Annotated in this window: 22 protein-coding genes; 6 read left to right on the forward strand and 16 right to left on the reverse strand. The window is 72.2% G+C overall.

Translation table 11 applies throughout. The features are described 5' to 3' along the window. Position 1: 1 nt before the first annotated feature. Together OHT01_RS09785 and OHT01_RS09790 are read left to right on the forward strand one after the other, a co-directional pair. Positions 2–3295, forward strand: coding sequence for a non-ribosomal peptide synthetase (locus OHT01_RS09785; RefSeq protein WP_328552741.1), 3294 nt, complete (start codon positions 2–4; stop codon positions 3293–3295). Further along, positions 3292–5331: a beta-ketoacyl synthase N-terminal-like domain-containing protein gene (locus tag OHT01_RS09790; protein WP_328552742.1), complete on the forward strand. Its 2040-nt coding sequence runs from the start codon at positions 3292–3294 to the stop codon at positions 5329–5331. Before OHT01_RS09785 ends, OHT01_RS09790 begins: the two co-directional genes overlap by 4 nt. Before the next feature lie 51 nt (positions 5332–5382). Here OHT01_RS09790 and OHT01_RS09795 read toward each other — a convergent pair whose 3' ends face one another. The 10 genes from OHT01_RS09795 to OHT01_RS40160 all read right to left on the reverse strand — a co-directional run bounded on the left by OHT01_RS09795 (position 5383) and on the right by OHT01_RS40160 (position 15988). After that, a complete protein-coding gene (locus tag OHT01_RS09795; protein WP_328552743.1) occupies positions 5383–6120 on the reverse strand; it encodes a thioesterase II family protein in 738 nt (245 codons plus the stop codon). A gap of 143 nt (positions 6121–6263) precedes the next feature. Continuing rightward, complete coding sequence (locus tag OHT01_RS09800; RefSeq protein WP_328552744.1) at positions 6264–6728, reverse strand: hypothetical protein; 465 nt, start codon at positions 6726–6728, stop codon at positions 6264–6266. 10 nt (positions 6729–6738) lie between these two features. Further along, on the reverse strand, positions 6739–6981 hold the full coding sequence (locus tag OHT01_RS09805) for a hypothetical protein (RefSeq protein ID WP_328552745.1): 243 nt from the start codon (positions 6979–6981) through the stop codon (positions 6739–6741). 101 nt (positions 6982–7082) lie between these two features. After that, positions 7083–8237 (reverse strand): OsmC family protein, encoded by a 1155-nt coding sequence (locus tag OHT01_RS09810; protein ID WP_328552746.1) that lies wholly within the window; start codon positions 8235–8237, stop codon positions 7083–7085. A 1-nt stretch (position 8238) separates the two neighbouring features. After that, the gene (locus tag OHT01_RS09815) at positions 8239–9522 is read right to left on the reverse strand and encodes a trans-sulfuration enzyme family protein (protein ID WP_328552747.1); all 1284 of its coding nucleotides are present in this window, start codon (positions 9520–9522) and stop codon (positions 8239–8241) included. Between the two features lie 3 nt (positions 9523–9525). Further along, complete coding sequence (locus OHT01_RS09820) at positions 9526–10896, reverse strand: MFS transporter (RefSeq protein ID WP_328552748.1); 1371 nt, start codon at positions 10894–10896, stop codon at positions 9526–9528. After that, positions 10833–11933, reverse strand: coding sequence for an alanine racemase (locus OHT01_RS09825; protein ID WP_328552749.1), 1101 nt, complete (start codon positions 11931–11933; stop codon positions 10833–10835). The genes OHT01_RS09820 and OHT01_RS09825 overlap by 64 nt, the downstream gene beginning before the upstream one ends. Continuing rightward, a complete protein-coding gene (locus tag OHT01_RS09830) occupies positions 11930–13081 on the reverse strand; it encodes a SagB/ThcOx family dehydrogenase (protein ID WP_328552750.1) in 1152 nt (383 codons plus the stop codon). The genes OHT01_RS09825 and OHT01_RS09830 overlap by 4 nt, the downstream gene beginning before the upstream one ends. A gap of 432 nt (positions 13082–13513) precedes the next feature. Further along, the gene (locus OHT01_RS09835; protein ID WP_328552751.1) at positions 13514–15826 is read right to left on the reverse strand and encodes an FdhF/YdeP family oxidoreductase; all 2313 of its coding nucleotides are present in this window, start codon (positions 15824–15826) and stop codon (positions 13514–13516) included. A 21-nt stretch (positions 15827–15847) separates the two neighbouring features. Then, positions 15848–15988 (reverse strand): 50S ribosomal protein bL37, encoded by a 141-nt coding sequence (locus tag OHT01_RS40160; protein ID WP_405915783.1) that lies wholly within the window; start codon positions 15986–15988, stop codon positions 15848–15850. A gap of 102 nt (positions 15989–16090) precedes the next feature. Here OHT01_RS40160 and OHT01_RS09840 point away from each other — a divergent pair, with 102 nt between their 5' ends. Then, positions 16091–16564, forward strand: a complete 474-nt coding sequence (locus OHT01_RS09840) for a GreA/GreB family elongation factor (RefSeq protein ID WP_328552752.1) — start codon at positions 16091–16093, stop codon at positions 16562–16564. Positions 16565–16623: 59 nt separating this feature from the next. Here the strand turns inward: OHT01_RS09840 and OHT01_RS09845 are convergent, their stop codons facing one another. The 6 genes from OHT01_RS09845 to OHT01_RS09870 all read right to left on the reverse strand — a co-directional run bounded on the left by OHT01_RS09845 (position 16624) and on the right by OHT01_RS09870 (position 23087). Beyond that, complete coding sequence (locus OHT01_RS09845) at positions 16624–16902, reverse strand: hypothetical protein (RefSeq protein WP_328552753.1); 279 nt, start codon at positions 16900–16902, stop codon at positions 16624–16626. A gap of 94 nt (positions 16903–16996) precedes the next feature. Continuing rightward, complete coding sequence (locus OHT01_RS09850) at positions 16997–19549, reverse strand: ATP-dependent Clp protease ATP-binding subunit (RefSeq protein WP_328552754.1); 2553 nt, start codon at positions 19547–19549, stop codon at positions 16997–16999. Positions 19550–19811: 262 nt separating this feature from the next. Beyond that, positions 19812–20711, reverse strand: coding sequence for a family 1 encapsulin nanocompartment shell protein (locus OHT01_RS09855; RefSeq protein ID WP_328552755.1), 900 nt, complete (start codon positions 20709–20711; stop codon positions 19812–19814). Next, positions 20708–21763, reverse strand: coding sequence for a Dyp-type peroxidase (locus tag OHT01_RS09860; protein ID WP_328552756.1), 1056 nt, complete (start codon positions 21761–21763; stop codon positions 20708–20710). Before OHT01_RS09860 ends, OHT01_RS09855 begins: the two co-directional genes overlap by 4 nt. 144 nt (positions 21764–21907) lie before the next feature. Continuing rightward, positions 21908–22543, reverse strand: coding sequence for a DUF1345 domain-containing protein (locus OHT01_RS09865; RefSeq protein ID WP_328552757.1), 636 nt, complete (start codon positions 22541–22543; stop codon positions 21908–21910). A 58-nt stretch (positions 22544–22601) separates the two neighbouring features. Then, the gene (locus tag OHT01_RS09870; protein ID WP_328552758.1) at positions 22602–23087 is read right to left on the reverse strand and encodes a PaaI family thioesterase; all 486 of its coding nucleotides are present in this window, start codon (positions 23085–23087) and stop codon (positions 22602–22604) included. A gap of 148 nt (positions 23088–23235) precedes the next feature. Between OHT01_RS09870 and OHT01_RS09875 the strand changes: the two genes are divergently transcribed. From OHT01_RS09875 to OHT01_RS09885, 3 genes are all read left to right on the forward strand, one after another. Continuing rightward, entirely contained in the window at positions 23236–23721 is a 486-nt protein-coding gene (locus OHT01_RS09875) for a winged helix-turn-helix transcriptional regulator (RefSeq protein WP_328552759.1), read from the forward strand. Between the two features lie 221 nt (positions 23722–23942). After that, complete coding sequence (locus OHT01_RS09880) at positions 23943–25307, forward strand: diacylglycerol/lipid kinase family protein (protein WP_328552760.1); 1365 nt, start codon at positions 23943–23945, stop codon at positions 25305–25307. Between the two features lie 129 nt (positions 25308–25436). After that, a complete protein-coding gene (locus OHT01_RS09885) occupies positions 25437–26225 on the forward strand; it encodes a polysaccharide deacetylase family protein (RefSeq protein WP_443043375.1) in 789 nt (262 codons plus the stop codon). The last annotated feature ends 24 nt before the right edge of the window (positions 26226–26249 follow it).

Below are 26249 nucleotides of genomic sequence, written 5' to 3' on the forward strand. Positions count from 1 at the left end.
CATGACGATCGACACCCTCGACACCCTCGACGCCCTAGGTACCCTCGACACGCTCGCCGACGTTCAGCCGGCCTCCGACCAGGGCTCCTTCGACGAGTACGAGTTCCCCGTCTCCGACGCCCAGAGCCGGCTGCTGGTCCTCGACCAGTTGAATCCCGGCACCGCGCAGTACAACGTGCCCGCCGCCTTCGCCGTGAGCGGCCCCTTCGACCTCGCCGCGTTCGGCCGCGCCCTGGACGCGCTGGTCGCCGGGCACGAGTCCCTGCGGACCGTCTTCCGCACGGCCCCCGACGGCACCCAGACCCAGCTCGTACGGGCCGCCGGCCGGGCCGCGCTCACCACCGAGGAGGGCGTGCCCGTCGACCGCGTGGACGCCCTCATGCGGGCGGCGGCCGCCCGCCCCTTCGACCCGGCCACCGGACCGCTGCTGCGCTGCACCGTGTACGCGGTCGACGACGGCACCCATCGCGTCCTGCTCGTCGCCCATCACCTGGTCTGCGACGGCTGGTCGCTGGGCGTCATGCTCGACGGGCTGGGCGCCGCCTACCGCGACGAGGCGGCCGGCCGGCCCCACAGCCCACCCGAACCGGCCCTGCAGTTCCCGGACTTCGCGGTGTGGCAGCGTGAACGGCAGGCGGCCGGGGACTGCGCACCGGCCGTACGGCACTGGGTGGACGCGCTGCGCGGCGCGCCCGCCACCCTGGAACTGCCGGCCGACCGGCCGCGGCCCGCCGTGCGCACGGCGTCCGGCGGCACCGCCCCCTTCCTGCTGCCCGCCGCCACCCGCGGACGCCTCGCCGAGGCGTCCGCCGCCGCGGGGGCGACCCCCTTCATGACGCTGTTCGCCGCCTACGCCGCCTTCCTCGGCCGCCTCACCGGCCGCGAGGACCTCGTCATCGGCTACCCGGTGTCCGGCCGCGAGCATCCCGACCTCCAGCAGACCGTCGGCATGCTGGCCAACACCCTCGCCCTGCGCGTCGATCTCAGCGGCGACCCCTCCCTCCACGAGCTCACCGCCCGCATCCGTACCGCCCTGCGGGCCGGCGCCCCGCATCAGGAAGCCCCGTTCGACGCGGTGGTCGACGCACTCGCACCGGTCCGCGAGAGCGCCCACGACCCGGTGGTGCAGGTCGTGTTCGCCTACGACGACGACACCGCCCTCACCCTGGACCTCGCGGGCACCGACACCCGCCGTCTCGAACTCGCCCTGGACACAGCGAAGTTCGACTTCCATCTGCATGTCGAACGCTGGGGCGAGGACCTGGCGGCCCAGTTCATCTACCGCGCCGACCTGTTCGAAGCGGCGACCGTCCACCGCTGGACCCGCAACTTCACCGTCCTCCTCGACGGCCTTCTCGCCGCCCCGAACGCGCCCCTCTCGTCCCTCGACCCCGTCGCCGAGGACGAGCGGCGCCTGATCCTCGCGCAGGCCGACCGCCTCGCCGACGCCGCCCCCGCCGACCGCCTGGTCCCCGACCTGATCGCGGACGTCGCCGCGGCCCGCCCGGACGCCACCGCCCTGGTGTACGGCGAGGAGCACCTCAGCTACCGCCAACTCATCGAGCGCGCGGACGCGTTGGCCGCCCGGCTCCGCGCCAGGGGCGTACGTCCCGGATTCCGCGTCGGCCTGCTGCTGCCCCGCTCGGCTGACCAGGGCCTCGCCGCCCTCGCGGTGCTGCGGGCGGGCGGCGCCTACGTCCCCCTGGACCGGGCCCACCCCGACGACCGCCTGCGCTACATGGTCGAGTGCTCCGGCGCCGGCCTGCTGCTGACCGCCGGGGCCACCGCCGACCGGGCCGCGGAACTCGGCGTGCCCTGCCTGCGCGTGGACCGCCCCGACCCCGCGGAGGAGCCGCCCGTGGCCTCGGGACCGGCGCCCGGCGCCCGCGACCTCGCCTACGTCCTGTTCACCTCCGGCTCGACCGGTCGTCCCAAGGGTGTGGCCGTCGAACACCGGGCCCTGGTCAACCTGGCGATGGCCGCGCGCCACTCCTTCCCGGTGACGGCCGAGGACCGGGTGCTTCAGTTCGTGGCCTTCGGCTTCGACGTCGCCGTCTCCGACCTGTTCTTCCCCTGGGTCGCGGGCGCCGAGCTGCACGTCCCGCACGAGGACGAGCGGCTCGGCGAGGCCCTGCTGCACCGGCTGCGCGACTCCCGGATCACCTATGTGTTCCTGCCGCCGTCCGCGGCCATGCTGCTGCCCGACGTCACCGGAGAACTGCCCGACCTGCGCACCCTCGCCGTCGGCGGCGAGTCCTGCCCCGCCGAACTCGTCGAGCGGCTGCACGCGCCGGGGCGGCGGATCGTGAACGCCTACGGCCCCAGCGAGGTCACCGTCTACTCCCACACCGGCGACCTCGTCCCGGGCGGCCCCGTCGTGCTCGGCCGGTCCGTCGCCGGCGCCCGCTACTACGTCCTGGACGACCGGCTGCGCCCCGTCCCCGTCGGCGTCACCGGCGAGATCTACATCGCCGGTGCCGGACTCGCCCGCGGCTACATCGGCCAGCCCGGACTGACCGCCGAACGGTTCGTCGCCGACCCCTACGGCGACTCCGGCACCCGGATGTACCGCAGCGGCGACCTCGGCCGCGTCGACGCCCACGGCGTGCTGACCTACCTCGGGCGAAGCGACCTCCAGGTCAAGCTGCGGGGCGTACGCCTCGAACTCGGCGAGGTCGAGTCGCTGCTGGCCGCCCACCCGGACGTCCGGATCGCCGCGGCCACCGTGCGCGGGACCGGGGGCGAACAGCGGCTCGTCGCCTATGTGGTGGGCCGCGACGGCTGCGAGCCGCCCGCGGACGAAGCGCTCCGCGCCCATCTCGCCGAACGGCTGCCCGCCTTCATGGTGCCCGAGCTGTTCGTCCGCCTCGACGAGTTGCCGCTCAGCAGCAACGGCAAGATCGACCGCTCCCGGCTGCCCGAGCCCGCCCTGACCCTGCGCGCCCCGGACGCGTCCTGGACGGCCGCCGACACCCCCATGGAACGCCTGGTCGCGGACGTGTGGGCACGCGTGCTGACCATGGACCGGGTCGGCGTCCACGACAACTTCTTCGAAATGGGCGGCAATTCGGTCCGCCTGCTCCGGGTGCTGGCCGCCCTGCGCGACGCCGGCGTGGACGGCGGGCTGACCCTCGTCGACCTGTTCCGGCACCCCACGGTCGCGTCCCTCGCCGCCCGCCTCGACCGGGCCCACGGGGCGGACCTTCCCGACTCCGCCGCCCGTGGCGGCGAACGGCACCACCGGCGCACCGCCGCCGTCCGACGACTCCGCTCCCGGAAGGGGACACTCCGATGACCGACACCACCGCAGCAACGCCCGAGAACCTCGATTCGGCCATCGCCGTCATCGGCATGAGCGGCCGCTTCCCCGGCGCCCCCGACCTCGGCACGTACTGGAGCAATCTCGTCGCCGGGACCTGCTCGATCACCGACCTCACCGAGGAGGAACTCCTCGCCGACGGCGCCGACCCGGACGAGATCCGCGGCCGCGACTACGTGCCCGCCAAGGGCGTACTCGCCGACGCCGACCGCTTCGACGCCGCCCTGTTCGGCTTCCACCGCACCGAGGCCGCGGCGCTGGACCCGCAGCACCGGCTGCTCCTGGAGACCGCCTGGTCCGCCCTGGAGGACGCCGGCCACGACCCGCTCGACGCGCCGCGGCGGACCGGCGTCTACGTCGGCGGCGGCGTCACCGAGCACATGCTGGCCGCCCAGACCGACCCGAAGCTCGCCGCGCAGCTCGGCGCGCTCCAGGTCCGCATCCTCACCGACCGCGAGTTCCTCGCCCCCTGGATCTCCTACCGCCTCGGCCTCGACGGCCCGAGCCTCACCGTCCAGACGGCCTGCTCCACCTCGCTGACCGCGATCCACCTCGCCGTCCAGGCGCTGCTGCTCGGGGACTGCGACACCGCGCTCGCCGGAGGCGTCGCCGTCGACACCGTACGCAGGCGTGGCTACGTCCACTACCAGGGAGGGATCTTCTCTCCCGACGGCCGCTGCCGCCCCTTCGACGAGCGGTCCGGCGGCACCGTGCCCGGCAACGGCGTCGGCGTCGTCGTACTGCGCCGCCTCGCGGACGCGCTCGCCGACGGCGACCCGGTGCGGGCGGTCATCCGCGGCAGCGCCGTCACCAACGACGGTGCAGCCCGGGTCGGCTTCACCGCCCCCGGCGTCGACCAGCAGACCGCCGCCATCGTCGAGGCCTGGACGGCGGCGGGCCTCGACCCGGCCGACGCCCAGTACCTGGAGGCGCACGGCACGGCCACCGAACTCGGCGACCGGATCGAGGCGAGCGCCGCGAGCGCCGCCTTCAAGAGCGCCCTCGGCACCCGCTCCGTCGGCCTCGGCTCGGTGAAGGCGAACATCGGCCACCTGGACGCGGCGGCGGGCGTGGCCGGGTTCATCAAGACCGTCCTGATGCTGGAGCACGCCACCCTCGCCCCGACCGCCGGAGCCGGCCGCCCGCACCCCGAACTCGCCCTGGACGAGTCGCCGTTCCACGTCGTCGACCGGGCCGGGCCCTGGCCCGAGCCGGAGTCCGGGCCGCGCCGGGCCGGCATCAGCTCCGTCGGCATCGGCGGCACCAACGTCCACGTGGCGCTGGAGCAGGCCCCGCCGCACCCCGGGCCGCCCCGCACCTCGGGCCCCGAGGTCCTGCTGCTCTCCGCCCGTACCGGGGACGCCCTCAGGGCCCTCGCGGGCCGGCTCGCCGCCGCCCTGCGCTCCCCCGGCGCCCCCAGCCTCGCGGACACCGCGCACACCCTCCGCTTCGGCCGTACCCCGTTCGCCGAGCGCGCCTACGTCCTGGCCGCCGACCGTGCGGAGGCGTCGGACCGGCTGGCCGAACTCGCCGAGGGCCGCGCGGGGTCCGCCCCGGCGGGCGCCGACGACCTGCGGGCGATCGGCGAGGCATGGCTGCGCGACGAGCGGCTGCCGTGGCCGGACCGGGGCCGCCGGGTCTCGCTGCCGACGTATCCGTTCGCGGGTGAGAGCTACGGGGCGTTCGGCCTGGAGACGGTCCGCGCGGACCCGGAGCCGGAGCCGGGGAGCGCGCCGGACGCAGGTCTCGACCCGGCCGTGCGCGCCCTGCTCGTCGAGACGCTCGGCCTGGAGTCCGCCGACGACCTGGGGATGACGTACTTCGCCGCCGGCGGGGACTCCCTGGCCGCCGTGCACCTGGTGGGCTGCCTGCGCGACGACTTCGGCGTCGACGTCCCGCTCACCCTGTTCCTGGAGGAGCTGACGCTCGACGAACTGGCCCGGCGGATCGTCGAGGCCCAGGCGCCGGACGACTCGCTGGACGCGCTGCTCAGCGAGTTCGAGGGCGCGTGAGAGAAGGGGCCGGCGGTTTCCGCCGGCCCCTTCGTCCACCTCTGCCCCGCCTCACACGCGTACGGCGGCCTGCGTCAGCACCTGGGCCACATACGGCAGATGGTCGTCCAGGTAGAAGTGCCCGCCCGGCAGCACACAGGTCGTGAACGCCCGCTCGGTCTCCCTCTCCCAGGCCGCCACCTCCGCGACCGGCACCCTCGGGTCGGCGTCCCCCGTCAGTGCCACCACCGGGCAGCGCAGCCGGGGACCGGGGCGGTGGGTGTGGGCGAACAGCATCGCGTAGTCCGCGCGCAGGGCGGGCAGTACGAGTTCCAGCAGCACCGGGTCGGCCAGCAGTGTGTCGTCGGTCCCGGCCAGCAGCCGCATCTCCGCGAGCAGTTCGGCGTCCGAGGGCGGCTTCGGCCACCGGGCGGCGACCGGCAGCGAGGGCCCGCCGCGCCCCGACACGAACAGCGCCGCGGGCGTCAGGCCGCGCTCCTGGAGCGCCCTGGCCGTCTCGAACGCCACGACCGCGCCCATGCTGTGCCCGAACAGTGCCAGGGGGCGGTCGGCCGGATCCTCGGGCAGTGCGTCCAGTACGGCGTCCACGACCTCGTCCACGCGCTCGGCGAACGGCTCCGTGAAACGGTCGTGCCGCCCCGGGTACTGCACCACCAGGGGCTCCACCGGACCCGTGACCGCGGCCGACAGGGCGTGGTGGGCGGCGGCCGCGCCACCCGCGTGCGGGAAGCACAGCAGGCGTGCGGGGGCATCGGGTGCGGGGTGAAAACGCCGTATCCAGTCGGCCATGGAACTCCCTCTCCGTTCTCGGTGCTCTCGGTGTTCTGGGTGTTCTGGGTGTTATGGGTGTTCTGGGTTCATGAAACGGGCCGGGCCCCGGTACCGGTTCCCCGGCCCGGGGCCCTGATCGTTCTCCCTGTACGCCGGGCGGCTCATCGGTCCGCGGCTATCCAGCTCTCCAACTCGTCCAGGGTGGTGTCGGGGTTGGCGACGAGCACGTTCAGCTCGTCGTCGTGCGGGTTGAGGGTGACGACGGCGGGGCAGCGTTGGCAGCCCTCCGCACCGACCTGGTTCCACCACTTGCAGTGCGGGCGGAGGTGGCACCGCGGCACGGGACCGGTCGCGGCCTTCGCCGGTACGGCCCGTATGCGCTCGATCAGACCGCACGACTCGCCCACCCGGTTCGCGCAGTCCGACACGCAGTGCGAGGCGAACCGCAGCACCCGGTTGGGCGCGATGCCCTCCGGGACGGCGCCGAGCACCTCGGCGGCCGGCACCGGATCGGCGAGATAGACGACCTCGCCGCGTTCCCCGGAGCGGACGCCGAGGACCACGGACTCGGGGCGACTCGCGTCGCCACTGGGACACCAGTTGAGGGGACGCTCCACGGTGCTCACCTCCGCATCCCTAGCAGGAGGCCTTGTAGGCGCCCGACTTGCCGATGCTCTCGACGATGCCGCCCACGACGCCGTCGGTGACGGCGCCGTTCGCCTGCTCGGCCGCGACAGCCTTGGCGATGCCCGCCGCGAGCTGCTCCTGCGAGGTGATCCGCTCGGGCCGGGCGGACGCCGCCGCGGGCACGGTGCCCGCCGTGACGAGCCCGGTGACCAGCGCCGCGGCCGCGGCCGCTGTACGAAGACCGTTGTTCATACGTGTTCCTTCCCAAGTCGCCTACTACCTACGGGACTTGACGGTAGGGACCCGAAGGGGCCGCAACCGGCGGTAGGGGCGGCAGCTCGGCGGCGGAGCGCTCACGCGGCCGCGCGCTGCCGGCGGGTGACCTCGTCGCGGATCGCCTCCGCCCGCGCGGTCGTACTGCGATGGGAGAACCCGGCCCCGTCCGGACGGGTGAGACGGACGTCGACCGGACCGGAACGGCGCAGCGTGGCCGGGACCGTCGCGCGGGACATCGCCCGGCCGAGCGCCGCCCGCAGCTCGTCGGCCGGTGTGTCGCCCCGCGCGCTCAACCGCACCCGCAGGTCGTGGAAGCTGCTGGAGATGTCCCGGTCGACGTTCAGCATGCCCCGGGTGTCCAGCCGGCCCCCCGCCCGCAGTCGCACGTCGGACAGCCCGAGGCCGCGCGTCTCCTCCCGCACCAGCGTGGTGAGTTCACCGCACAGCGCGGACAGCAGGATCTCCTGGGAGTTGGGCCCCTTGTCGATGCCGAGCATCTGCTTGGCCTGGTCGACGACGAGGGGACCCGACCGGTGCCGCACACCGTCCAGCGTGAGCTCCGTGCGGTACGTCGCCTCGGAGCCGTTCTCCCACACGACCTCGGCGCGTACCGGGGCCGTCGAGGCGGCCGGGGCGTCCCGCGGCTCCCAGGGGACGGTCACCTCGGTGCTCCCGCCGTCGGGACGGTGGACCGTGGCGACGAGCTCGATCGCCGACTCGTCGAGGAACACCCGGTGGTTGGGGCTGAACGCGGTGACGAGCCGGCTGATCGACTCGACGGTGTCCGGCGGGGCGTCGCAGTCGAGCTCGCAGTGCCAGGCCAGGTCGCGGAGCGCGGCGCCGGCCGCGGGCCGCCCCGCCGCGTCCAGCGCGAGCCCCGCCGTCACGGTCATCCGCAGCGAGCCGAGGGTCACACCCCGGGCGGTGTAGCCGTTGACCTTCGTGATCAGCACACAGGAGCCGAGCGCGGCCAGCGCGGACTCGTACGGGGTCGGGGCGCGGTCCGCGCCGTACGACGGCACGGCGCCCAACTCGCCCTGGTCGATCCGGAAGTCGCGGGCCACCCGGATCGTGCCCGAGCGGAGCGTGAGGGCCTCGGTGCGGATGCCGCCGTCGGGGTGCGCGGCCTCGACCGGCGCGGCGACGGCGAAGTCCGCGATCGCCTCCTCGGGGTGGTCCCGCAGCTCGTGCACGGTCTCCGAGACACCGGTGATGTTCAGTCCGTTGCGCATGTCACAGTCCCCCCAGTGCCTGGTCGAGATCGGCCAGCAGATCCGCGGTGTCCTCGATACCGGCCGAGAAGCGGACCAGACCGGGCTCGATGCCGACGTCGAGGCGCTGCCGGGCCGTCAGGAAGCTGTGCGAGGTGTTGAACGGCAGGCTCACCAGTGACTCGACCCCGCCCAGACTGGTGGCGACGACGGGCAGCCGCAGCCGGTCCAGCAGCTTCAGCGCGGCCTCGTCACCGCCCTCCAGCTCGAAGGAGACCATGCCTCCCCAGCCTTCGGCGCACAGCTCGCGCAGCCACGGGTACGGGTAGTCCGGGCGGCCGGGACGATGCACGGCGCGCACCGCCGGGTGCCCGGCGAGGAAGCCGGCCAGCGCGTCGGCGTTGACGCTGTGCTGCCGCATCCTCAGGGCGAGCGTCTTCAGCCCCCGCTCCAGCAGGAAGCACATCAGCGCGTCCAGCGATCCCCCGAACTTGAGGAGTTGGGACCACACCCGGTCCACGTACTTGCGTGGCCCGGAGACGACGCCCGCGGTGACGTCGCTGTGCCCGTTCAGGTACTTGGTGGCGCTGTGGATGACGAGATGCGCCCCGTGGTCGAGGGGCCGCAGGCAGACCGGGGAGAGGAAGGTGTTGTCCACGACCAGCAACAGGCCGTGTTCCCGGGCCAGTTCGCCGAGCTCCCGCAGCGGAAGCGCCTTGAGCAGGGGATTGGTCAGCGTCTCGAAGAACAGCACCTGCGTCTCGTCGCGCACGGCCGCCCGGATCGCGTCGAGGTCGGTGGGGTCGGTGAACGTGACACTGCGGCCGAGCTGGTGCATGTCCTCGCGCAGCAGGTTGAAGGTGCCGCCGTACACGTCCCGCGAACTGACGATGTGCCCGCCGCGGTTGGTGAGCGCGAGCAGGGTCGTGGTGATCGCGGCCATGCCGGAGGAGCACACGAGCGCGCTCTCGGCGCCCTCCAGCGAGGCGATCTTCTCCTGCACCGCCCACTGGTTGGGGCTGCCGTAGCGGCCGTAGATCGGTACGTCCCGGATGTGGCCCTGGTCGAACGCCTCGTAGGTGTCCTCGGTGAAGGCGAACGTGCTGCTCTGGAACACGGGCGTGCCCACGGCCCCGGTCACCGGATCCTCGTAGGTGCCCGCGTGCACGCTGCGGGTGCCCGGCCCGGTGCCGTCCACCACCCGCTGCTGCGCCAGCCTCGGCCCGGGCACCCGCCCGCGCCGCAGGCTGTCCGCCCACGGCCGGTCGGGCCCCGCCCCGGGCGCGTTCCCCTGCGACTTCGTCATCTGTCAGTCCTTCCTCACGTTCGTGGTTCGTTCCTCCGGTACGGCAACCGGGTCCCGCACCTCGCGCTCGTCCCGCTCCACGGACCCGTCCCGTATCTCCCGCATCTCCCGCACGTCCCGCACGGCGAGGGGTGCGAGCGCGATCGCCAGGTGGGCCAGGCCGACGGCCAGCAGGGTGTCGCGGGTGCCCCAGAGCGCGGCGGCGGGGCCGGCCAGCGACTGGCCCAGCGGGAGCATGGCGTAGGAGCCGAGCCATTCGTACGCGCTGACCTTGGACAGCGAGGCGGCCGGCACCTCGCGCTGCAGCACCGTCTCCCACAGGGGGTTGAACACCATCAGCCCGAGCCCGCCGACGAACGCCGCCCCGACCACCGTCGGCACGGACGTCGCCCACGCCATCGCCAGCGTCGGCGCGGCGAACAGTGACACGGCGAGCACGGCGAACCGCAGCGGCCGCCGGGGGCGTACGTACAGGGCGACCGCGCCTCCGGTCACCGCCCCCGCCCCGAACCCGGTCAGCACCGCGCCCCAGGCCCCCGGCCCGCCCAGCGCCCGCTCGCTCGTCTCGGGCCCGAGCACGGTGAACACGGCGTAGCACCCGTTGGTCAGCGAGGCTGCCCCGATCAACGACCACACCCAGGAACGGGACCGGAACTCCCGCCAGCCGTCGTGGAGTTCGCCCAGGAGGCGGCGGGTGCTCCTGGCCGCCACCGGGGTGGCCGCGGCCTCTGCCGGCCGCAGCCGCGCGAGGCACAGTGCGCTGACCGCGAAGCTCAGCGCGTCCGCGGCGATCGCCCAGCCGGCGCCGGCGGTCACCACCAGCAGGGTCGCCAGGAGGGGGGCCGCGATCTGGGCCGCGGAACGCTGGATGCCGAGCAGGGCGTTGGCCGACTGCCGCTGCCCCTCCGGGACCGTCTGCTGGAGCAGCCCCGAGACCGCCGGCACGAACAGCGCGGACGCCGCGCCGTGCACGGCCTGCAACGCCATCAACTGCCCGACCTGGGCGTGTCCCGCCAGCACCAGCACGGCCGTCGCCGCCTGGACGAGGGCCCGTGTCACATCGGCGCCCACCATCACCGCGTACCGCGGCAGCCGGTCGGCCAGTGCCCCGCCCACCAGCATCAGCGCCACCAGCGGCACCGTCCGCGCGGCCAGCACCAGCCCCAGATCGCCCGCCGACCCCGACAACCCCAGCACCGCGAACGCCAGCGCGGGCGCGACCATGAAGTCCCCGAAGCAGGAACTGAGCTGGGCCAGGAAGAACCAGCGGTACCGGCGGACCCGCAGAACGGCGAGCCTCGACGGCCGCTCTACCGGTCCGCCCCGCCGTCGCTCCGCCGTTCCGGCACCCGCGCGTTTCCCCCGTCCTGCCATACGTCTTCCGGTCCCCCCGGCTCGTCGGTCTCGTTCCGTACCCGCCAGATGAGGTCGGGCCGTCCTGGCTCCTGAGCGGTCACCCGGTCGATCCCGGGCATCAACGCACAGATGTGCGGGGGCAGGACATGGCCCTCGGCGCCCGCCCGCCGCACCCTCTCGCCCGGCGCCTGCCACGGATACGGGTACGCGTCCAGCAGCGCGTCCGCGTCCGGGCCGGCGTTCACGGACACGGCCACCTCGTCCAGCGCGCACACCCCGATCGCCGCCATCCCGGCGTCCTGGAGCGCGTACGCGCCCGCGCAGATCTCGGTCACGCCCGTGACGGCCATCGCCCCCGCGGCCGTGGGCGTCCCGCCCACCGCGACCGTGGGGAAGCGGAACCCGTGCCGGCGCAGCAACGCGGCGCACCGTACGACGTATTCGGCCGCGTCCCGTCCCACCGCGTCCCGCGCGGCGGCGTCCTGCCCGCTGGTGAGGGCCTGGTAGCCGGTGACCCCGTCGAGCCGCAACGCGGGCGAGGCCGTGACCGCGCGGGCGAGTTCCAGGAGGTGACCGTCGGGTGTGGCCGTCACGTCGTCGCCGGTGCCGAGCTGTATCCGCACGCCCAGCACGCTGCCCGCCGCCCGCGCCGCCGCGCCCAGTCCCAGCGCGGACTCCACGCCGTCGACGTGCACGGACACCCGGCAGCGCCGGGCCAGCCGGGCGAACAGGGGCCGGCGCCAGGCGTCGTTCCAGGGATGCGCGATGACGATGTCGGTGATCCCGGCGGCGGCGTACTGCCGGGCCTGGGCGACCTGGTTCACGGCGATGCCGACGGCCCCGGCCCGCCGCTGCCGGTGCGCGATCTCCACGGTCCGGTGGGCCTTGGCGTGCGCGCGTACGGCGACGCCGTGCCGGCGGGCGGCGCGGTGGAAGGCTGCGAGGTTGCGATCGAGGCGGACGAGATCGACGTACGCACGAAGCCCGTCCCCGCTGGTGCCGCTCGTGTCGCTGGTGCCGCTGGTGCCGCTGGTGCCGCTGGTGTCGCTCATCATCCGAGCCCGTCCCACGCGTCCTCGGCGAACGAGAATCCCGCGGGCCCGCCCTCCAGCATGGCCCGTTGACGCGCCACCTCGCCCGTGGTCGGCGTTCCCGCCGCGTTCAGCCCGAGCAGGATCTCCTTGTCCCACTCCAGCCCGAGCGCGTCCTCGATGGCCGCGTCCCGGGTGGCCGCGGTGAAGAGCATGCCGAGCCCGAGCGCGGTACCGACCAGGTAAGCGGTCTGGCTGACGTGACCGAGCTCCATGAACAGCGTCCGGTAGACCCGCCCGGTCCGGTACTTCCAGGCGGTGCGCTCCAGTACGGCGGTGTAGAGCAGGAGGACGCCGACGTCGCCGAGGTAGGTCTGGTCGCCGCACCAGCGGACGACCTCCGCCCGGTCGACGGGGCCCGGCCGCAGGGACTCCAGGGCGTGCTCGCGGGAGTGGTAGTGGTAGATGCCCGGGTCGACGCCCTCGACGTCCAGCACGACGGGATAGATCTCCAGCGCCTGCAGCGCACCCGGCGAGGGGCTCGCCTTCAGCACCGCCGGGCGCAGCCCCGCCGCCTCCCCCGACCGCACGGAGTGCAGCGGGCCGCCGACCCAGCGCAGCAGCGCGGCGAGCTGAGGTTCCGTCATGGGCCGAGCGGCGTCGAATTTCCGGGTGGAACGCCGGGCCCGTAAAGCCTGCGCCAGCCCGATGCCGCCCAGGTCGTCAGAATCCACGCGGGTCAGCGGAAACCGCTCGGCTTCCGGATATTCCTTGAATTCCGGCGGTTGCGGACAATCCGGCAGCCGGTTCACCAGCCAGGCGGTGTCCTCGGCCGCGGTGGAGAATTTCTCGTCGTGCAGATTACGGCTGGCCAGATGGAAGTAGGTGGCCGAGGTGCCCCAGGAGGACCAGGGCCCGAGCCGCTCCTCGAAGCGGTGCTCGGCCGAGTCCTCGGCGACGAGCACATGGGCGGCGAGCAACTGCCGTATCAGCGAGTTGCCGCCGACGACGGGATCGAGGTCGGCGTCGACCCCGGTCCAGTCGGCGAACCGGTGCAGCAACCGCCGTGCTTCGGCGCCGAGCGCCAGCTGACGGTGCCGCACCGGATCGTCACAGACCAGCTGACCGTTGCGCCAGAAGAAGACGCAAAGGCGCGATATCCGCAGGCGCACGGTCGTGGCCACTGTCAGGCGGCAGTGGGAAGCTGACAGGTCTGGGCGGCCGCGTACTCGTCCTCGGCCAGGACCTCAAAAGCGGACTGCTCGAATTCGATTTCCATTTCTTCGCGCATGGGACACCTCTTTCTTGAAGTGTGATTCCGGGAAAAGGGAGCCGTGCTCGGAGCTGCCGCGAATTTAGTTGAACGCGGCAAGGCATGTCCAGCCCACGCAGATCGAATTCAGTCACCATGCGATCACAGGTAACCGCCGCGAAACTGCCGCCCGGAATTCCGCCCCGCCCGGCACTCCCGTGCCGCCCCCGCCCATTTCCGCCCACCCCGTGCGCGATCCCGCCCCCCGGACCCCGAATCCGCCCCCTTCACCCGCCGGCACCCCTCGGCCACCCCGACCGAAAATCACCCGCCGGTCGCCGGCCCTCGGTACTCAGCCGGCCGGTGTGATGGTGACCTTGACGTGTTTCATCAGGGGCTGGTCGCTCTGGAGGCTGTAGTCGCCGATCGCGCACAGGACGTTCATCTCCGGCATGTAGCCGGCCGCGCAGCCGCGCGGGATGTCGTACGGAATGGCCAGGTAGCCGTCGAGACCGCGGTGGCTGCCGTCCTTGGCCGTGCTGACGATGTCGACCGGGGTGAACTCGGAGATGCCGCGTTCACGCATGTCGCCCTCGTTCATGAACACGAGGGTCCGCAGGTTCTTGACGCCCCGGTAGCGGTCGTTGTCGGAGTAGATCGTCGTGTTCCACTGGTCGTGGGACCGCATGGTGCCGAGCGCCAGCGTGCCGGGGGCGGGGACCACGTCGGGCAGCGGGGCCGCGGAGAACTCGGCCCGGCCCGACGGTGTGAGGAAGACCAGTTCGCGGGCGGGCTGTTTGATGCGGAAGCCGAGCGGCAGGCGCACACGGCGGTTGCAGTCCTCGAACCCGTCGAGGGCCTGCGCCATGGTGTCGCGGATGCGGTCGTAGTCCTCGATGTACCACTCCCACGGAGTCCCGCTGTCCGGAAGGGCCGCGCGGGCCATTCCGGCGACGATCGCGGGCTCGGACAGCAGGTGCTTCGAGGCGGGGCGCTTCATGCCGACGGACAGGTGGACCATGCTCATCGAGTCCTCGACCGAGGTGCTCTGGACGCCGCCGCGCTGATGGTCCTTCTCGGTCCGGCCCAGGCACGGGAGGATGAGCGCGCGGCGGCCGTGCACGAGGTGGCTGCGGTTGAGCTTGGTGCTCACCTGCACCGTGAGGTCGCAGTTGCGCAACGCCGCGTAGGTGTACGGGGTGTCGGGCGCGGCGAGGGCGAAGTTGCCGCCCATGCCGACGAACACCTTCACCTCGCCGCCGTGCATGGCCCGGATGGTGGCCACGGTGTCCCGGCCGTGCTCGCGGGGCGGGTCGATCTTGCACACCTCGGCCAGCCGGTCCAGGAACTCCTCGCTCGGCCGGTGGTCGATGCCGCACGTGCGGTTGCCCTGGACGTTGCTGTGGCCGCGCACCGGTGAGGGACCGGCGCCCTCGCGGCCCAGATTGCCGCGCAGCAGAAGGAGGTTGACGATCTCCCGCACGGTGTCGACGCCGTGCTCGTGCTGGCTGACGCCCAGACACCAGCTGATGATGGAGCGGTCGGCGTCGCGGTACACCCGCGCCGCCTTGAGGATGCCGTCCCGGTCGATGCCGGACTGGCGCTCGATCTCGTCCCAGGACGTGGCCTCGCACACCGCGCGGTACTTGTCGAAGTACGCCGTGTGGCGGTCGATGAACTCCCGGTCCAGGGCCTTGGGATCGGTGCTCGACTGCTCCAGGATCGCCTTGGCCATACCGCGCAGCAGCGCCATGTCGCCGCCGATGCGCGGCTGGAGGTTCAGGGTGCTGGTCCGGGTGGACTTGAGGACGGCCATGTCCGTGAAGTCGTGCGGAACGATCGTACGGGTGGCGGCCGCCTCGATCAGCGGGTTGACGTGCACGATCTGGGCGCCGCGGTGGTAGGCCTCGGCCAGGGCGGTGAGCATCCTGGGCGCGTTGGAGGCGGCGTTGACACCCATGATGAACAGGGCGTCGGTGGCCTCCCAGTCCTTGAGGTCGGCGGTGCCCTTGCCGGTTCCCAGCGACGCCTGCAGACCACGGCCGCTGGCCTCGTGGCACATGTTCGAGCAGTCGGGCAGATTGTTCGTGCCCAGTTCGCGGGCCATCAACTGGTAGAGGAACGTGGCCTCGTTGCCGAGGCGGCCGGAGGTGTAGAACGAGGCGCTGTTCGGATCGTCCAGTTCGCGCAGTGCGCGGCCGACGAGTTCGAACGCGTCGCGCCAGGCGATCGGCACGTAGTGGTCCGACTCCGGTTCGTAGACCATGGGTTCGGTCAGCCGGCCCTGGTCCTCCAGGTCGTAGTCGCTCCAGCCGAACAACTCGGTCACCGAGTGGGCTGCGAAGAACTCGCGGCCGACCCGCTTGTTCGTCATCTCCCAGGTGACGTGCTTGATGCCGTTCTCGCAGATGTCCAGGTGCAGGCCCTTGGTGTCGTCGGGCCACGCGCATCCGGGGCAGTCGAAGCCCGTGTTCTCGTGGTTCATCCGCATGATCGCTCGTGGACCGTCCACGAGAGCGCGTTCGCGCACCAGGAACCGGCCGACGCTCTTGGCCGCACCCCAGCCGGCCGCGGGGTGACGGTAGGGGTGGAATTCCGGTTCGCCCTGGGGGGCGGGCCCCACTCGGGGTTCCCGCCCGTCCTGGCCGTCCTGGGATGCGTTCAAGGGTCTCACCGGGCTCGATGACTAGGACTGGGGTCGCTTCCCGTGGTTCGCGGCGTGCTTGCGGCGCGCCTTCTTCTTCCGGCGTCGCTTCGACGACATGGGACCTCCCTCGCTCGCAGGACGGCACGAGGCGTCCTGAACTCCGGTGGCCCACGATTCCATACATCACATATCGTCGCGATTCGACTCGATGGCGCATCAAAACGCACAGATATGCTGATGACGGTCGCGTACGACCCTTCCTTCGGCACCCGAGGAGCAGGCATGACCAGCGAACCAGCGCCGATCAGCGAGGCCGCCCGGCACGCTCTGGAGCAGGAGCTCGGCGACCTCCACGCCGAGCGGGGAACGGTCGCCGCGACGCTGCGGGACTCGGACGCGGAGGTGGGCGACCGGGCCGACGAAGCGGACGAGTTGCAGCGCACCGACGATCTCCAGCGGCTGGACGACCGTATCGCCGAGATCACCACTCGGCTCCGTCAGGCGGATCTGGCGGGTCCGCCGCCGACCGATCTGGTCGGCGGCGGCAGCACGGTCACCGTCCGGTTCGCGGACGGCACGACGGACACCGTCCAGATCGGTGGGACCGCGGCGGTGGCGGACCGGACGCTCGTCACCGCCGACAGCCCGCTCGGACGTGCTCTCCTCGGCCACCGGGCGGGAGACACCGTGGACTTCCAGGCACCCGACGGACCGCAGAGCGCGGTGGTCGTGTCCCTGGGCGATCCGTCCGGGTGACCGGACTCGCCGCGGGTCCGACATCACCGGGGGCCTGAAATCACCGTCCCGCGTCGATCTCAGTCCCCGTAACTGGAGGGCGGGTAGGGGTCCCGGGACCGCCGGGTGAGGTTGCCGGTCGGGATCCGGCCGGCGCCCACCTCCAGATCGATCTCCACGCGCTCTCTGCGGTACTCGGCTTCGGGGTCGTCCATGGGACCGCCCAGCAGCCCTGCCTCCCGCCGCTCACGGACCGTACGTGCGTGGAGTTCGTCATCGTCGGAGCGCAGGGGCATTCCCCTGTTGTGAGCGTGCTCCGGATCGCCTTCGACAGCCCGGTTGGACTTGTGGTGCGTCATGCGCCGCCTCCTCAAACGACTACCCGGCGTTCACGCGCCCGGGTACGTCTTCGGTGTCAGAAGTCCTCCGTTCCCGTCCTTCGCCTTACGTTGCCTACTCGTCCCCCGTGCCGACGGCGGACTTCCCGCTCCCCGCCTCCGCGCCGTCGGCCGGAGTACCGCCGCCCGAGGCGCTCTTGCGCACGGTGCAGTGGACGGAGCCGTCGCGGTCGTCGGCGACGATCGTGTCGCCGGGCTCGGCCTCGCCGCCGAGCAGGAGTTCCGCGATCCTGTTGTCGAGCTCGGTCTGGATCGTCCGCCTCAACGGGCGCGCCCCGAACTCCGGTTGGTGGCCGTGGGCGATCAGCAGCTTCTTCGCCGCCTCCGTCACCTCCAGCTTCATGCCCTGCGCGTGCACCCGGCGTTCGCTCCGCCCGAGCAGATGCCCGACGATCTGCGCCAGGTCGTCCCCGGTCAGGCTGTGGAAGATGATGATGTCGTCGATGCGGTTCAGGAACTCGGGCAGGAACCGGGTCCGCAGCTCGTCCATCAGCGCGTCCTTGAGATCGGACGCATCCCCCTGGTGGTCCAGGATGCGACGCGCGCCGATGTTCGAGGTCATGATCACGACGCAGTGCCGGAAGTCGACGGTACGCCCCTGACCGTCCGTCAGGCGGCCGTCGTCGAGGATCTGGAGCAGCGTGTTGAAGACGTCGGGGTGCGCCTTCTCCACCTCGTCGAACAGCACGACGCTGTACGGCTGCCGACGGACCTTCTCGGTCAACTGCCCCGCCTCGTCGTACCCGACGTATCCGGGAGGCGCTCCGACGAGACGGGCGACCGTGTGCTTCTCCTGGAACTCGCTCATGTCGAAGCGGATCATGCGGTTCTCGTCGCCGAACAGCAGCTCGGCGAGGGTCTTGGCCAGCTCCGTCTTGCCCACGCCGGTCGGGCCGAGGAAGAGGAAGGAACCCACGGGGCGGTTCGGGTCGCCCATACCGGCCCGGTTGCGGCGCACCGCCTGCGAGACGGCGGTGACCGCCTCGTCCTGGCCGACGATCCGGGCGTGCATCTCCTCCTCCAGCTTGAGGAGCTTCTCCTTCTCGCTGGCGGTCAGCTGGGACACCGGGATGCCGGTGCGCCGGGAGACGATGTCCGCGATGTCCCGGGCGGTCACGGACACGACACCGGCGCGCCGCTCCTCGATCCCCGCGCGCTCGCCCTCCGCCTCGGCGATCCGCCCCTTCAGCCGTCCCGCGCGCTCGAAGTCCTCGGCGGCGACGGCCTGGTCGCGTTCCCGGCGCAGTTTCGCGACGCGGTCCTCACGTTCGGCGACCTCGGTCGAGCGCGAGGCGCCGCGCAGCCGGACCCGGGCGCCCGCCTGGTCCATCACGTCGATCGCCTTGTCGGGCAGGAACCGGTCGCTGATGTACCGGTCGGACAGTTCCGCCGCCGCGGCCAGGGCGCCGTCGGCGAAGCGGACCTGGTGGTGCGCCTCGTACGCGTCGCGCAGACCTTCCAGGATCTGCACGGTCTCCTCGACCGTCGGCTCCGGGACCAGTACCGGCTGGAAGCGCCGTTCGAGGGCCGCGTCCTTCTCGACGTACTTGCGGTACTCGTCGATGGTGGTCGCGCCCACCACGTGCAGTTCTCCGCGGGCGAGAGCGGGCTTGAGCATGTTCCCGGCGTCCATCGAGCCCTCGCCCGTCGCGCCCGCGCCGACGACCGTGTGCAGTTCGTCGATGAAGAGGACGATCTCCCCGTCCGATGCCTGGACGTCCTCGATGACCTTCTTCAGCCGCTCCTCGAACTGCCCGCGGTACTGGGCACCCGCCACCATGCCGGACAGGTCGAGCGAGACGACGCGCTTGCCCTTCAGGGTGTCGGGGACGTCTCCGGACACGATGCGCTGGGCCAGTCCCTCGACGATCGCGGTCTTGCCGACGCCCGGCTCGCCGATGAGCACGGGGTTGTTCTTGGACCGCCGCGAAAGGATCTCGATGGTCTGCTCGATCTGCTCGGCCCGTCCCACGACCGGGTCGAGCCGCCCGGCCTTCGCCTCTTCCGTCAGGTCGCGTCCGAACTCGTCCAGGGTCGTCGCCGGCTTGTCCGGCTCGGCGGGACGGTTGTCCGGGCGGCCCGTCCGTTCCGTGAGTCCCGCCAGTTTCTGCGCGTCCTGACCGTCGGCGCGCAGAAGCTGGGCGGCGCCGGTGTCGGCGTCACCGAGCAGGGCGCCGAGAATGTGCTCGGGGCCGATGTAGGACACTCCGGACGCCTGCGAGCGGGCGTAGGCGGTGGCGAGGGTGCGCTTGGCCGCCGGGGTGAGGCCCGGTTCCGAGGACGGTTCGCTGCTCTCCCGGGGAAGCACCTCGGCGAGCTGGGCGGCGAGGGCGTCGGGGTCCACCTCCGCGCGGGCCAGCAGCGAACGCGAGGGTTCCACCTTCGTGGCGGCCCAGAGCAGGTGCTCGGTGTCGAGATCGGACGACCCGTCCTGCAGGGCCCGCTGCGCGGCCAGGTTCAGCAGTTCCTGCGAGGACTCCGTCAGCAGCCGTCCGATGGGCACCCGCTGCACCGCTGGAGGAGACGACGCGGGTGACATCCCGAAAAACCGGTTCAGCAGTTCACCGAAAGGGTCGGACGAGCCGAAACCGTAGGACGACATCGACATGGGGCGGCTCCCGGTGCGGCGATGGGTCCTTTCCACCATTTCGCGGCGCCTATTGCTCCGCAACCGGAGCGGCCGTCCGCGAAGCGCGGGTCCTGGCCTGCCGTCTTTCCCCGGAGAGGTCTGAACTCGCCGGAGGGGGAGGCGCGTTGGCGGACGACGGGAAACGGGCGGTTCTCCGGAGAACCTCCGGAGAACCGCCCGGGAACCCTCGCGGAGCGCCGTACCGAACGTCGGGGAGGACGCCCACGCACCCCGGGCGGGGTCAGGCCCTGCCCGCGCCCGCCCCGGTGTCCGAGCCGCTGCCCGAGCCGGTGTCGGTCCCGATCCACGGGTCGAGCGCCACCACGGCCTCGTCCGTGTGGACCAGGAAGGTCAGGGTCTGCCGGAAGTACAGGTCGATGCCGGTCGCGTCATGGGCCGTGTAGCCGATGGCGAGATCCTCACCGAGCCTGAGTTCGTAGTCGCCGCCCCTGGTCGTGAGCAGGAAGGCCCCCTCCACGGCGGGCGCCCAGATCAGCCGGCCGTCGAGCATCCGTCCGAGGTGGGCGGCGATGGGATAGCCGTGGTCGGAGGTCTCGCTGACGGCCGTGTACGCCTCCGCGCCCAGCAGCAGCGCGTACGGGCCCTGCACACCCGCCAGCCGCAGGGTGCTCAGGGCGTGGCTGACCGCGTCCGGGAAGTCGCGCGGCTGCGCGGGCAGCCGGAGGACGGGGTTGGAGGTACGCGCGCGAAGACCCTCGACACCGGCCGCCGTGTACCCGTTGAAGACGGTCTGGTCCTCGGCGAACGCCATGGTGCGCGCCGCGTCCTTGACCGGTTGCCAGTCGGAGTCCTTGGCGCCGCGGTCCACGTCGTCGACGGCGGCGCGGCTCACCCTGAACGGCACCGTCAGCTCGACCAGCGGCCGCACCTGGCGCAGCCGGGCGGCGACACCGGGTGACGGCCCGTCGATGCGGGACAGGTGGCCGGTGCCCACCGCGGCGAGTCCGGGGCCGTCGGGGCCCGACACGTCCACGACGCGCCGGCCCGCGAGGTTGCGCCGGAAGGTGCGGCGCGCCTCGTCCTCGATCTCGTTCCACGCGGCGGGCGTGACGGGGGCGAGTTCGCGGTGCAGGTTGCCGGTACCGGTGCCGGGGGCGGTGACGTCGGGCGTGGTCGTCATGGTCGGACTCCTTTGAGGCTGCCGATCCCCAGTGAGCCGTCCGCCGCCGCCCGCTCGCCGGAGGCGGCGGGGAGGCCGGGAGTGGCGGGACGGTCCGCCGCCCGCTCGTCCGCCGCCCGCTCGCCGGGAGCCGCGGGCAGGTCGTCGAGGAAGTCGGCGGTCGGTACGTGGAAGAGGCATCCGGTGATCGCGGTCGAGAAGTCGAGGATGCGGTCGTGCGAGGCCCGGCCGTCTCCCAGGAACATGTTCCGGAGCATCTGCTCGGTCACCTCGGGGGTACGGGCGTAGCCGATGAAGAAGGTGCCGAACTCGCCCTGTCCCAGGGAGCCGAACGGCATGTTCTCCCGCACGATCCTGCGTTCGTCGCCGTCCTCGCCGGTGATGGTGTTGAGCGCCACGTGGGAGTCGGCCGGCTTGACGTCGTCGGGGAGTTCCACATTGGCGAGCTTCGTGCGCCCGATGACCTTCTCCTGCTCGTCCGACGGCAGCGTGTTCCACGTCCGCAGGTCGTGCAGGTACTTCTGGACGATCACGTAACTGCCGCCCGCGAAGGCCGGGTCCTCGTCGCCGACGAGGACGGCGTCGGCGGCCGGCCGGCCTTCGGGGTTCTCGCTGCCGTCGACGAAGCCGAGCAGGTCGCGGTTGTCGAAGTACTTGAATCCATGGACCTCGTCGACGACCGTGACCGCGCCGTCCAGTCGTTCCACGATCAGCCGGGCCAGTTCGAAGCAGAGGTCCGCCCGACGGGCCCGGACATGGAACAGGAGGTCGCCCGGCGTGGCCGGAGCCCGGTGGCGCTTGCCCGTCAACTCCGTGAACGGGTGGAGATGTTGGGGGCGGGGTCCGTCGAACAGCCGGTCCCAGGCAGCGGATCCGATGCCGACGACGCAGTCGAGGTCGTCGCCCGGCGCCCGGAAGGCGACGGAACGGCGCAGTCCCGAGACATCCTCCAGCAGGGCCCGGACCGTGTCCTCGTGCCCCGGCGTGACGGTGACCACGAGGAAGACGGTGGCCCCGGCCGGTCGGGAGATCACGGCCTGTGGCTCGGCCAAGAGTCGTCCTCCTCATGATTCATGGGACGCGGAGTGTCGGTCGTAGGCGAAGGTGTCCGTCGTACGCGGACCGGTCGGTTCCTTCTCCCATCCTGCTTCGTCCCCGGGGAAACCGCACCAGAACCGGGTGCGGCCGCGGTGCCGTCAGCCGCTCACGAGTCCCACGACGACGTTGATGGCCGTTGCGAGAATGCTGGTGCCGAACACGTACGACAGGAGTGAGTGCCTCAGTACGATCGAGCGGATCCTCGGGCTGGAGACGTCGGTGTCGGACACCTGATAGGTCATTCCGAGGTTGTAGCTGAAGTAGAAGAAGTCGCGGTACGCCGGTGGGTCGTCCGTGTTGAAGTCGATGCCGCCGTCGGCCTCGTAGTACACGTAGGCGTAGCGGGTGGCGTACATCAGATGCAGGGCGGCCCAGGCCAGGAAGACCCCGCACAGGGCGGTCACGGCCGCGGCGTGGCCGTGGTCGGCACGGCCGCCGCGCAGGAGCAGCAGCACGATGGCGAAGAGCCCGCACAGGGCGACGGCGACCACCACGAGTTCGTCGGTCAGGGGCCGGAAGTCCTCGCGCCGCGCGTTGTCGCGGGTGGCCGCGGCCGTCATCGGCCACAGCACCGCCCAGCCCGCCAGGACGAAGAGCAGTTCCGTCGCGGCGATGCCGGCGAGCAGGCCCAGCAGAACGTCGGTCGACACCCCGACGACCGCGCCGGCCGCTGCACCGAGGACCACCGCGACGATCAGGCGCGGAACGGCGTCCAGGGGCAGGCTCGTCCTCATACACCGGCACGCTATCCCCGGGACCGCCGGTCGGCCCGCCGGGACCGCGGGCGGCCGGTCAGACGGGGAACAGCAGGCAACTGCTGGTGGTGTGGGCGAGCAGCCGGTCGGCGTCGTCGAAGAGCTCCGCCTGGGCGAGGGCCGTACGGCGGCCGCTGCTGAGTACGGTGCCGACCGCGCGGACCTTGCCGGTGTCCATGGTGATCGGCCGCAGGAACTTCACGTTCAGGTCGAGCGAGGTGTACCCGGTGCCCCGGGGGAGCACGGACTGCACCGCGCAGCCCGCCGCGGAGTCGAGCAGTGTGGCGTAGACGCCGCCGTGGACGCTTCCGATCGGGTTGTAGTGCTCCTCCCCCGGGACCAGGGAGAAGACCACGCGGCCGTGCTCGACCTCTTCGAGGGTCATGCCGACGGTCGCCGAGACCGGTGGCGCGGGGAGCCGTCCGGCCCGCATCTCACGGAGGAAGTCGAGGCCGCTGTACCGGGCGACGGCGGCCGCGGAGACGGCCGGGTCCTCCCAGTCGTACGTACGAGACCTGCCCATGGCGCTCCCCGTTCCTCGGTGATCCGAGCTCGCGCTCCGAACTCGCGGTCCGCATCAGGTGATCCGGCCTCGCGGCCTGACTCTGTTTTTCGAAGTTAGCCAGTCGGCACCTGGCTGTCAATCCCGCAGTCAGCCTACGATGGGGCCCATGACGTGGCTCGACACAAGTACCGAGAACTGCACGGTCCAGCGGGCGCTCGACCTGATCGGCGAGAAGTGGTCGATGCTGGTCCTGCGGGACGCGATGAACGGTGTACGGCGCTTCGACGACTTCCGGCGGCACGTCGGGCTCTCCGAGAGCGTGCTGGCGGACCGGCTGCGCAAGCTCGTCGCGGCCGGGATCCTGGACACCGTCGCGTACAGCGAGCCCGGCAGCCGCACCCGGTACGAGTACCGGCTCACCCGCAAGGGCTGGGAGCTGTGGCCGGTCATGATCGCCCTCAAGCAGTGGGGCGACCGCTACACGGCGGATCCCGAGGGCCCGCCCCTGGAGGTCGTGCACGGGGACTGCGGCGAGCGGGTGCGGGTGGAGGTCGTGTGCGGCGCCGGGCACGGCGCGCTGATCCCGCCGGAGGCCCGCACCCGCCCCGGCCCGTCCGCGCGGCACGCCGACCCCGCCGCCGGCCGGCCGTGATCCGGGCGGCGGACGGACCGGGAGGCGAACCAGGAATCGGGCCGGGACACAGGCCGCCTCGTGGTGCCGGAGCCCCGCTCATGGCAGCGTGACCTCATACGGGCCGTCCCAGCACGCCGCCATGGATGTCCGCGCCGCGGGCACATGGCTCTCGTGACGGGTGGAACGGTTCCTCCCGTCCGGTGAAAGCGGCGCGCGAGGGACCGACCAGTGGAGGAACGATGAGCACGGACACGGGTCCACCGGCCCGCGAACGGTGGGCGGCGAGAGTCTCACTGGCCTCGGCCGCGCTCGCCGTGGCGCTGCCGCTCGCCTTCGGAGGCGTACGCGGCTTCCTGCTCCTGCTCGCCGCTCTCGCCGGCATGGCGGTCGCGGCGGCGGCGCTGTGGTGGATGCTGACACGGCGAGGCCCGGTGCGCTGGATCGCGGGGCTGCTGGCGATCGTCGTGCCCATCGCCGTCATCGTGGTCCTCGCGATCACGCTGCTGTGGACCCTGTTGCTGTCCCCCGTGCTGTGGATCATCGCCGTGTGGAGCGGCCGTTACGCGCTGCGGAGCGCCCGCGGCCGGATCCGGCCCATGAAGGAGCACCGCACCCCGCCGCCCCGACGGCCCTTCGTCCTCATGAATCCGCGGTCCGGCGGCGGCAAGGTGGAGCGCTTCGGTCTCGTGGAGAAGGCCGAGCGGCTCGGTGCCCGCGTGGTGCTCCTCGACCCGGAGCACCATCAGGACGTCACCGAGCTGGCCCGGCAGGCGGTCGCGGAAGGAGCCGATCTGCTCGGCGTCGCGGGCGGCGACGGGACGCAGGCACTCGTCGCGGCCGTCGCCGCCGAACACGGTCTGCCGTTCCTCGTCGTCTCGGCCGGCACCCGCAACCACTTCGCCATGGACCTCGGCCTCGACCGCGACGACCCTGCCACCTGCCTCGACGCCCTCTCGAACGGGGTCGAGCTCCGGGTGGACCTCGGCTTCGCCGGGAAGCACCCGTTCGTCAACAACGCCTCGTTCGGCGCGTACGCGGCGGTCGTCCAGGATCCCGCCTACCGGGACGACAAGGTCGGCACCATCCTGCAGCTCCTCCCGGACCTGCTCACCCGCCAGCGCGGACCCCGGCTGACCGCCGAGGCGGCCGGCACGACCCTCGACGCGCCGCAGGCGCTGCTGGTGAGCAACAACCCCTACCGCACGAACGATCCGGCCGGTCTGGGCCGCCGCGAGCGGCTCGACTCGGGGCTGCTCGGCGTCCTCGGCGTCAAGGTGGACAGCGCGGTCGAGGCGGCCGCCCTGCTGCTCTCCCCCGATCCGCGCGGCCTGTCGGTCCTCACCGCGCGCGAAGTGGTCGTCGGCGCCGACAGCGACGAACTGGAGGTCGGCATCGACGGCGAGGCCATGGTCCTGCCCACCCCGGTGCGCTGCCGGCTCGAACCGGGTGTGCTCCGCGTCCGCGTCCCCAGGAAGCGGCCGGGTGTCCCCGCGGTCCAGCCCACCCTGGACTGGCGCCGGCTGCTCGCGCTGGCGATGCTCGTGGGCCGTACGGCGGGCGTACACCGCTCCGGCCGCAAGCCGAGGCCCGAGCAGCAGCCGTAACCACGGCCGGGCGGCGATCCGGCAACCCCCGAGCGTCGTCACACAAGCCGACGACACCAGTCGATCACTCCATTTGCGCAGCTCAAGTGACTATACACCGAGTGTATACACTCCATATATAGTCGCTCCATGCCTTCTCTGACCAGGAAGATGAAAAGACCGGTGGCCGGGTTCCGCGCCGCGGCCGCGATCTCCGCCGCCGTCGCGCTGGCCCTGCCGCTGACGGGGTGCGCGTCCATGGACACCACCGCGCCGAGCGCCGCGAGGGCGCATGCGGGAGCCGCCGGACAGGCGGAATTCGGGGCGGTGGACTGCCGGAAGGCCAAGTGCATCGCCTTGACCTTCGACGCCGGGCCGAGCGAGCACTCGGCCCGGCTGCTCGACATCCTCAAGGAGAAGAAGGTCAAGGCGACCTTCTTCCTGCTCGGCAAGCGGCACATCGAGAAGTACCCGGAGCTGGTGCGGCGCATGGCCGACGAGGGCCACGAGGTGGCCAGCCACACCTGGGACCACAAGATCCTCACGCGGATACCGCCGGCGGAGATACGAGAGGAACTGCGCCGTCCGGACGATGAGATAGAGCGGCTCACCGGGCACAGACCGACGCTGATGCGGCCGCCGCAGGGGCGGACCGACGACACGGTACGGAAGATCGCGCGCGAGGAGGGGCTCGCCGAGATCCTGTGGAGCGTGACCGCCAAGGACTACCTGACGGACGATCCGGATCTGATACGCGAGCGGGTCCTCCAGCAGTCGTCCCGGGACGGGATCATCCTGCTGCACGATCTCTACCCGGGCACCGTCCCCGCGGTACCCGGGATCATCGACGCGCTGAAGGAGCGCGGGTACGTGTTCGTGACGGTGCCGCAACTGCTGGCACCGGGGAGGGCCGAGCCCGGCACGGTGTACCGCCCCTGACGGTCGGCCGGAAAGGGCGGGCGG

Source organism: Streptomyces sp. NBC_00358, assembly GCF_036099295.1.
In the GTDB taxonomy this organism is placed as follows: domain Bacteria; phylum Actinomycetota; class Actinomycetes; order Streptomycetales; family Streptomycetaceae; genus Streptomyces.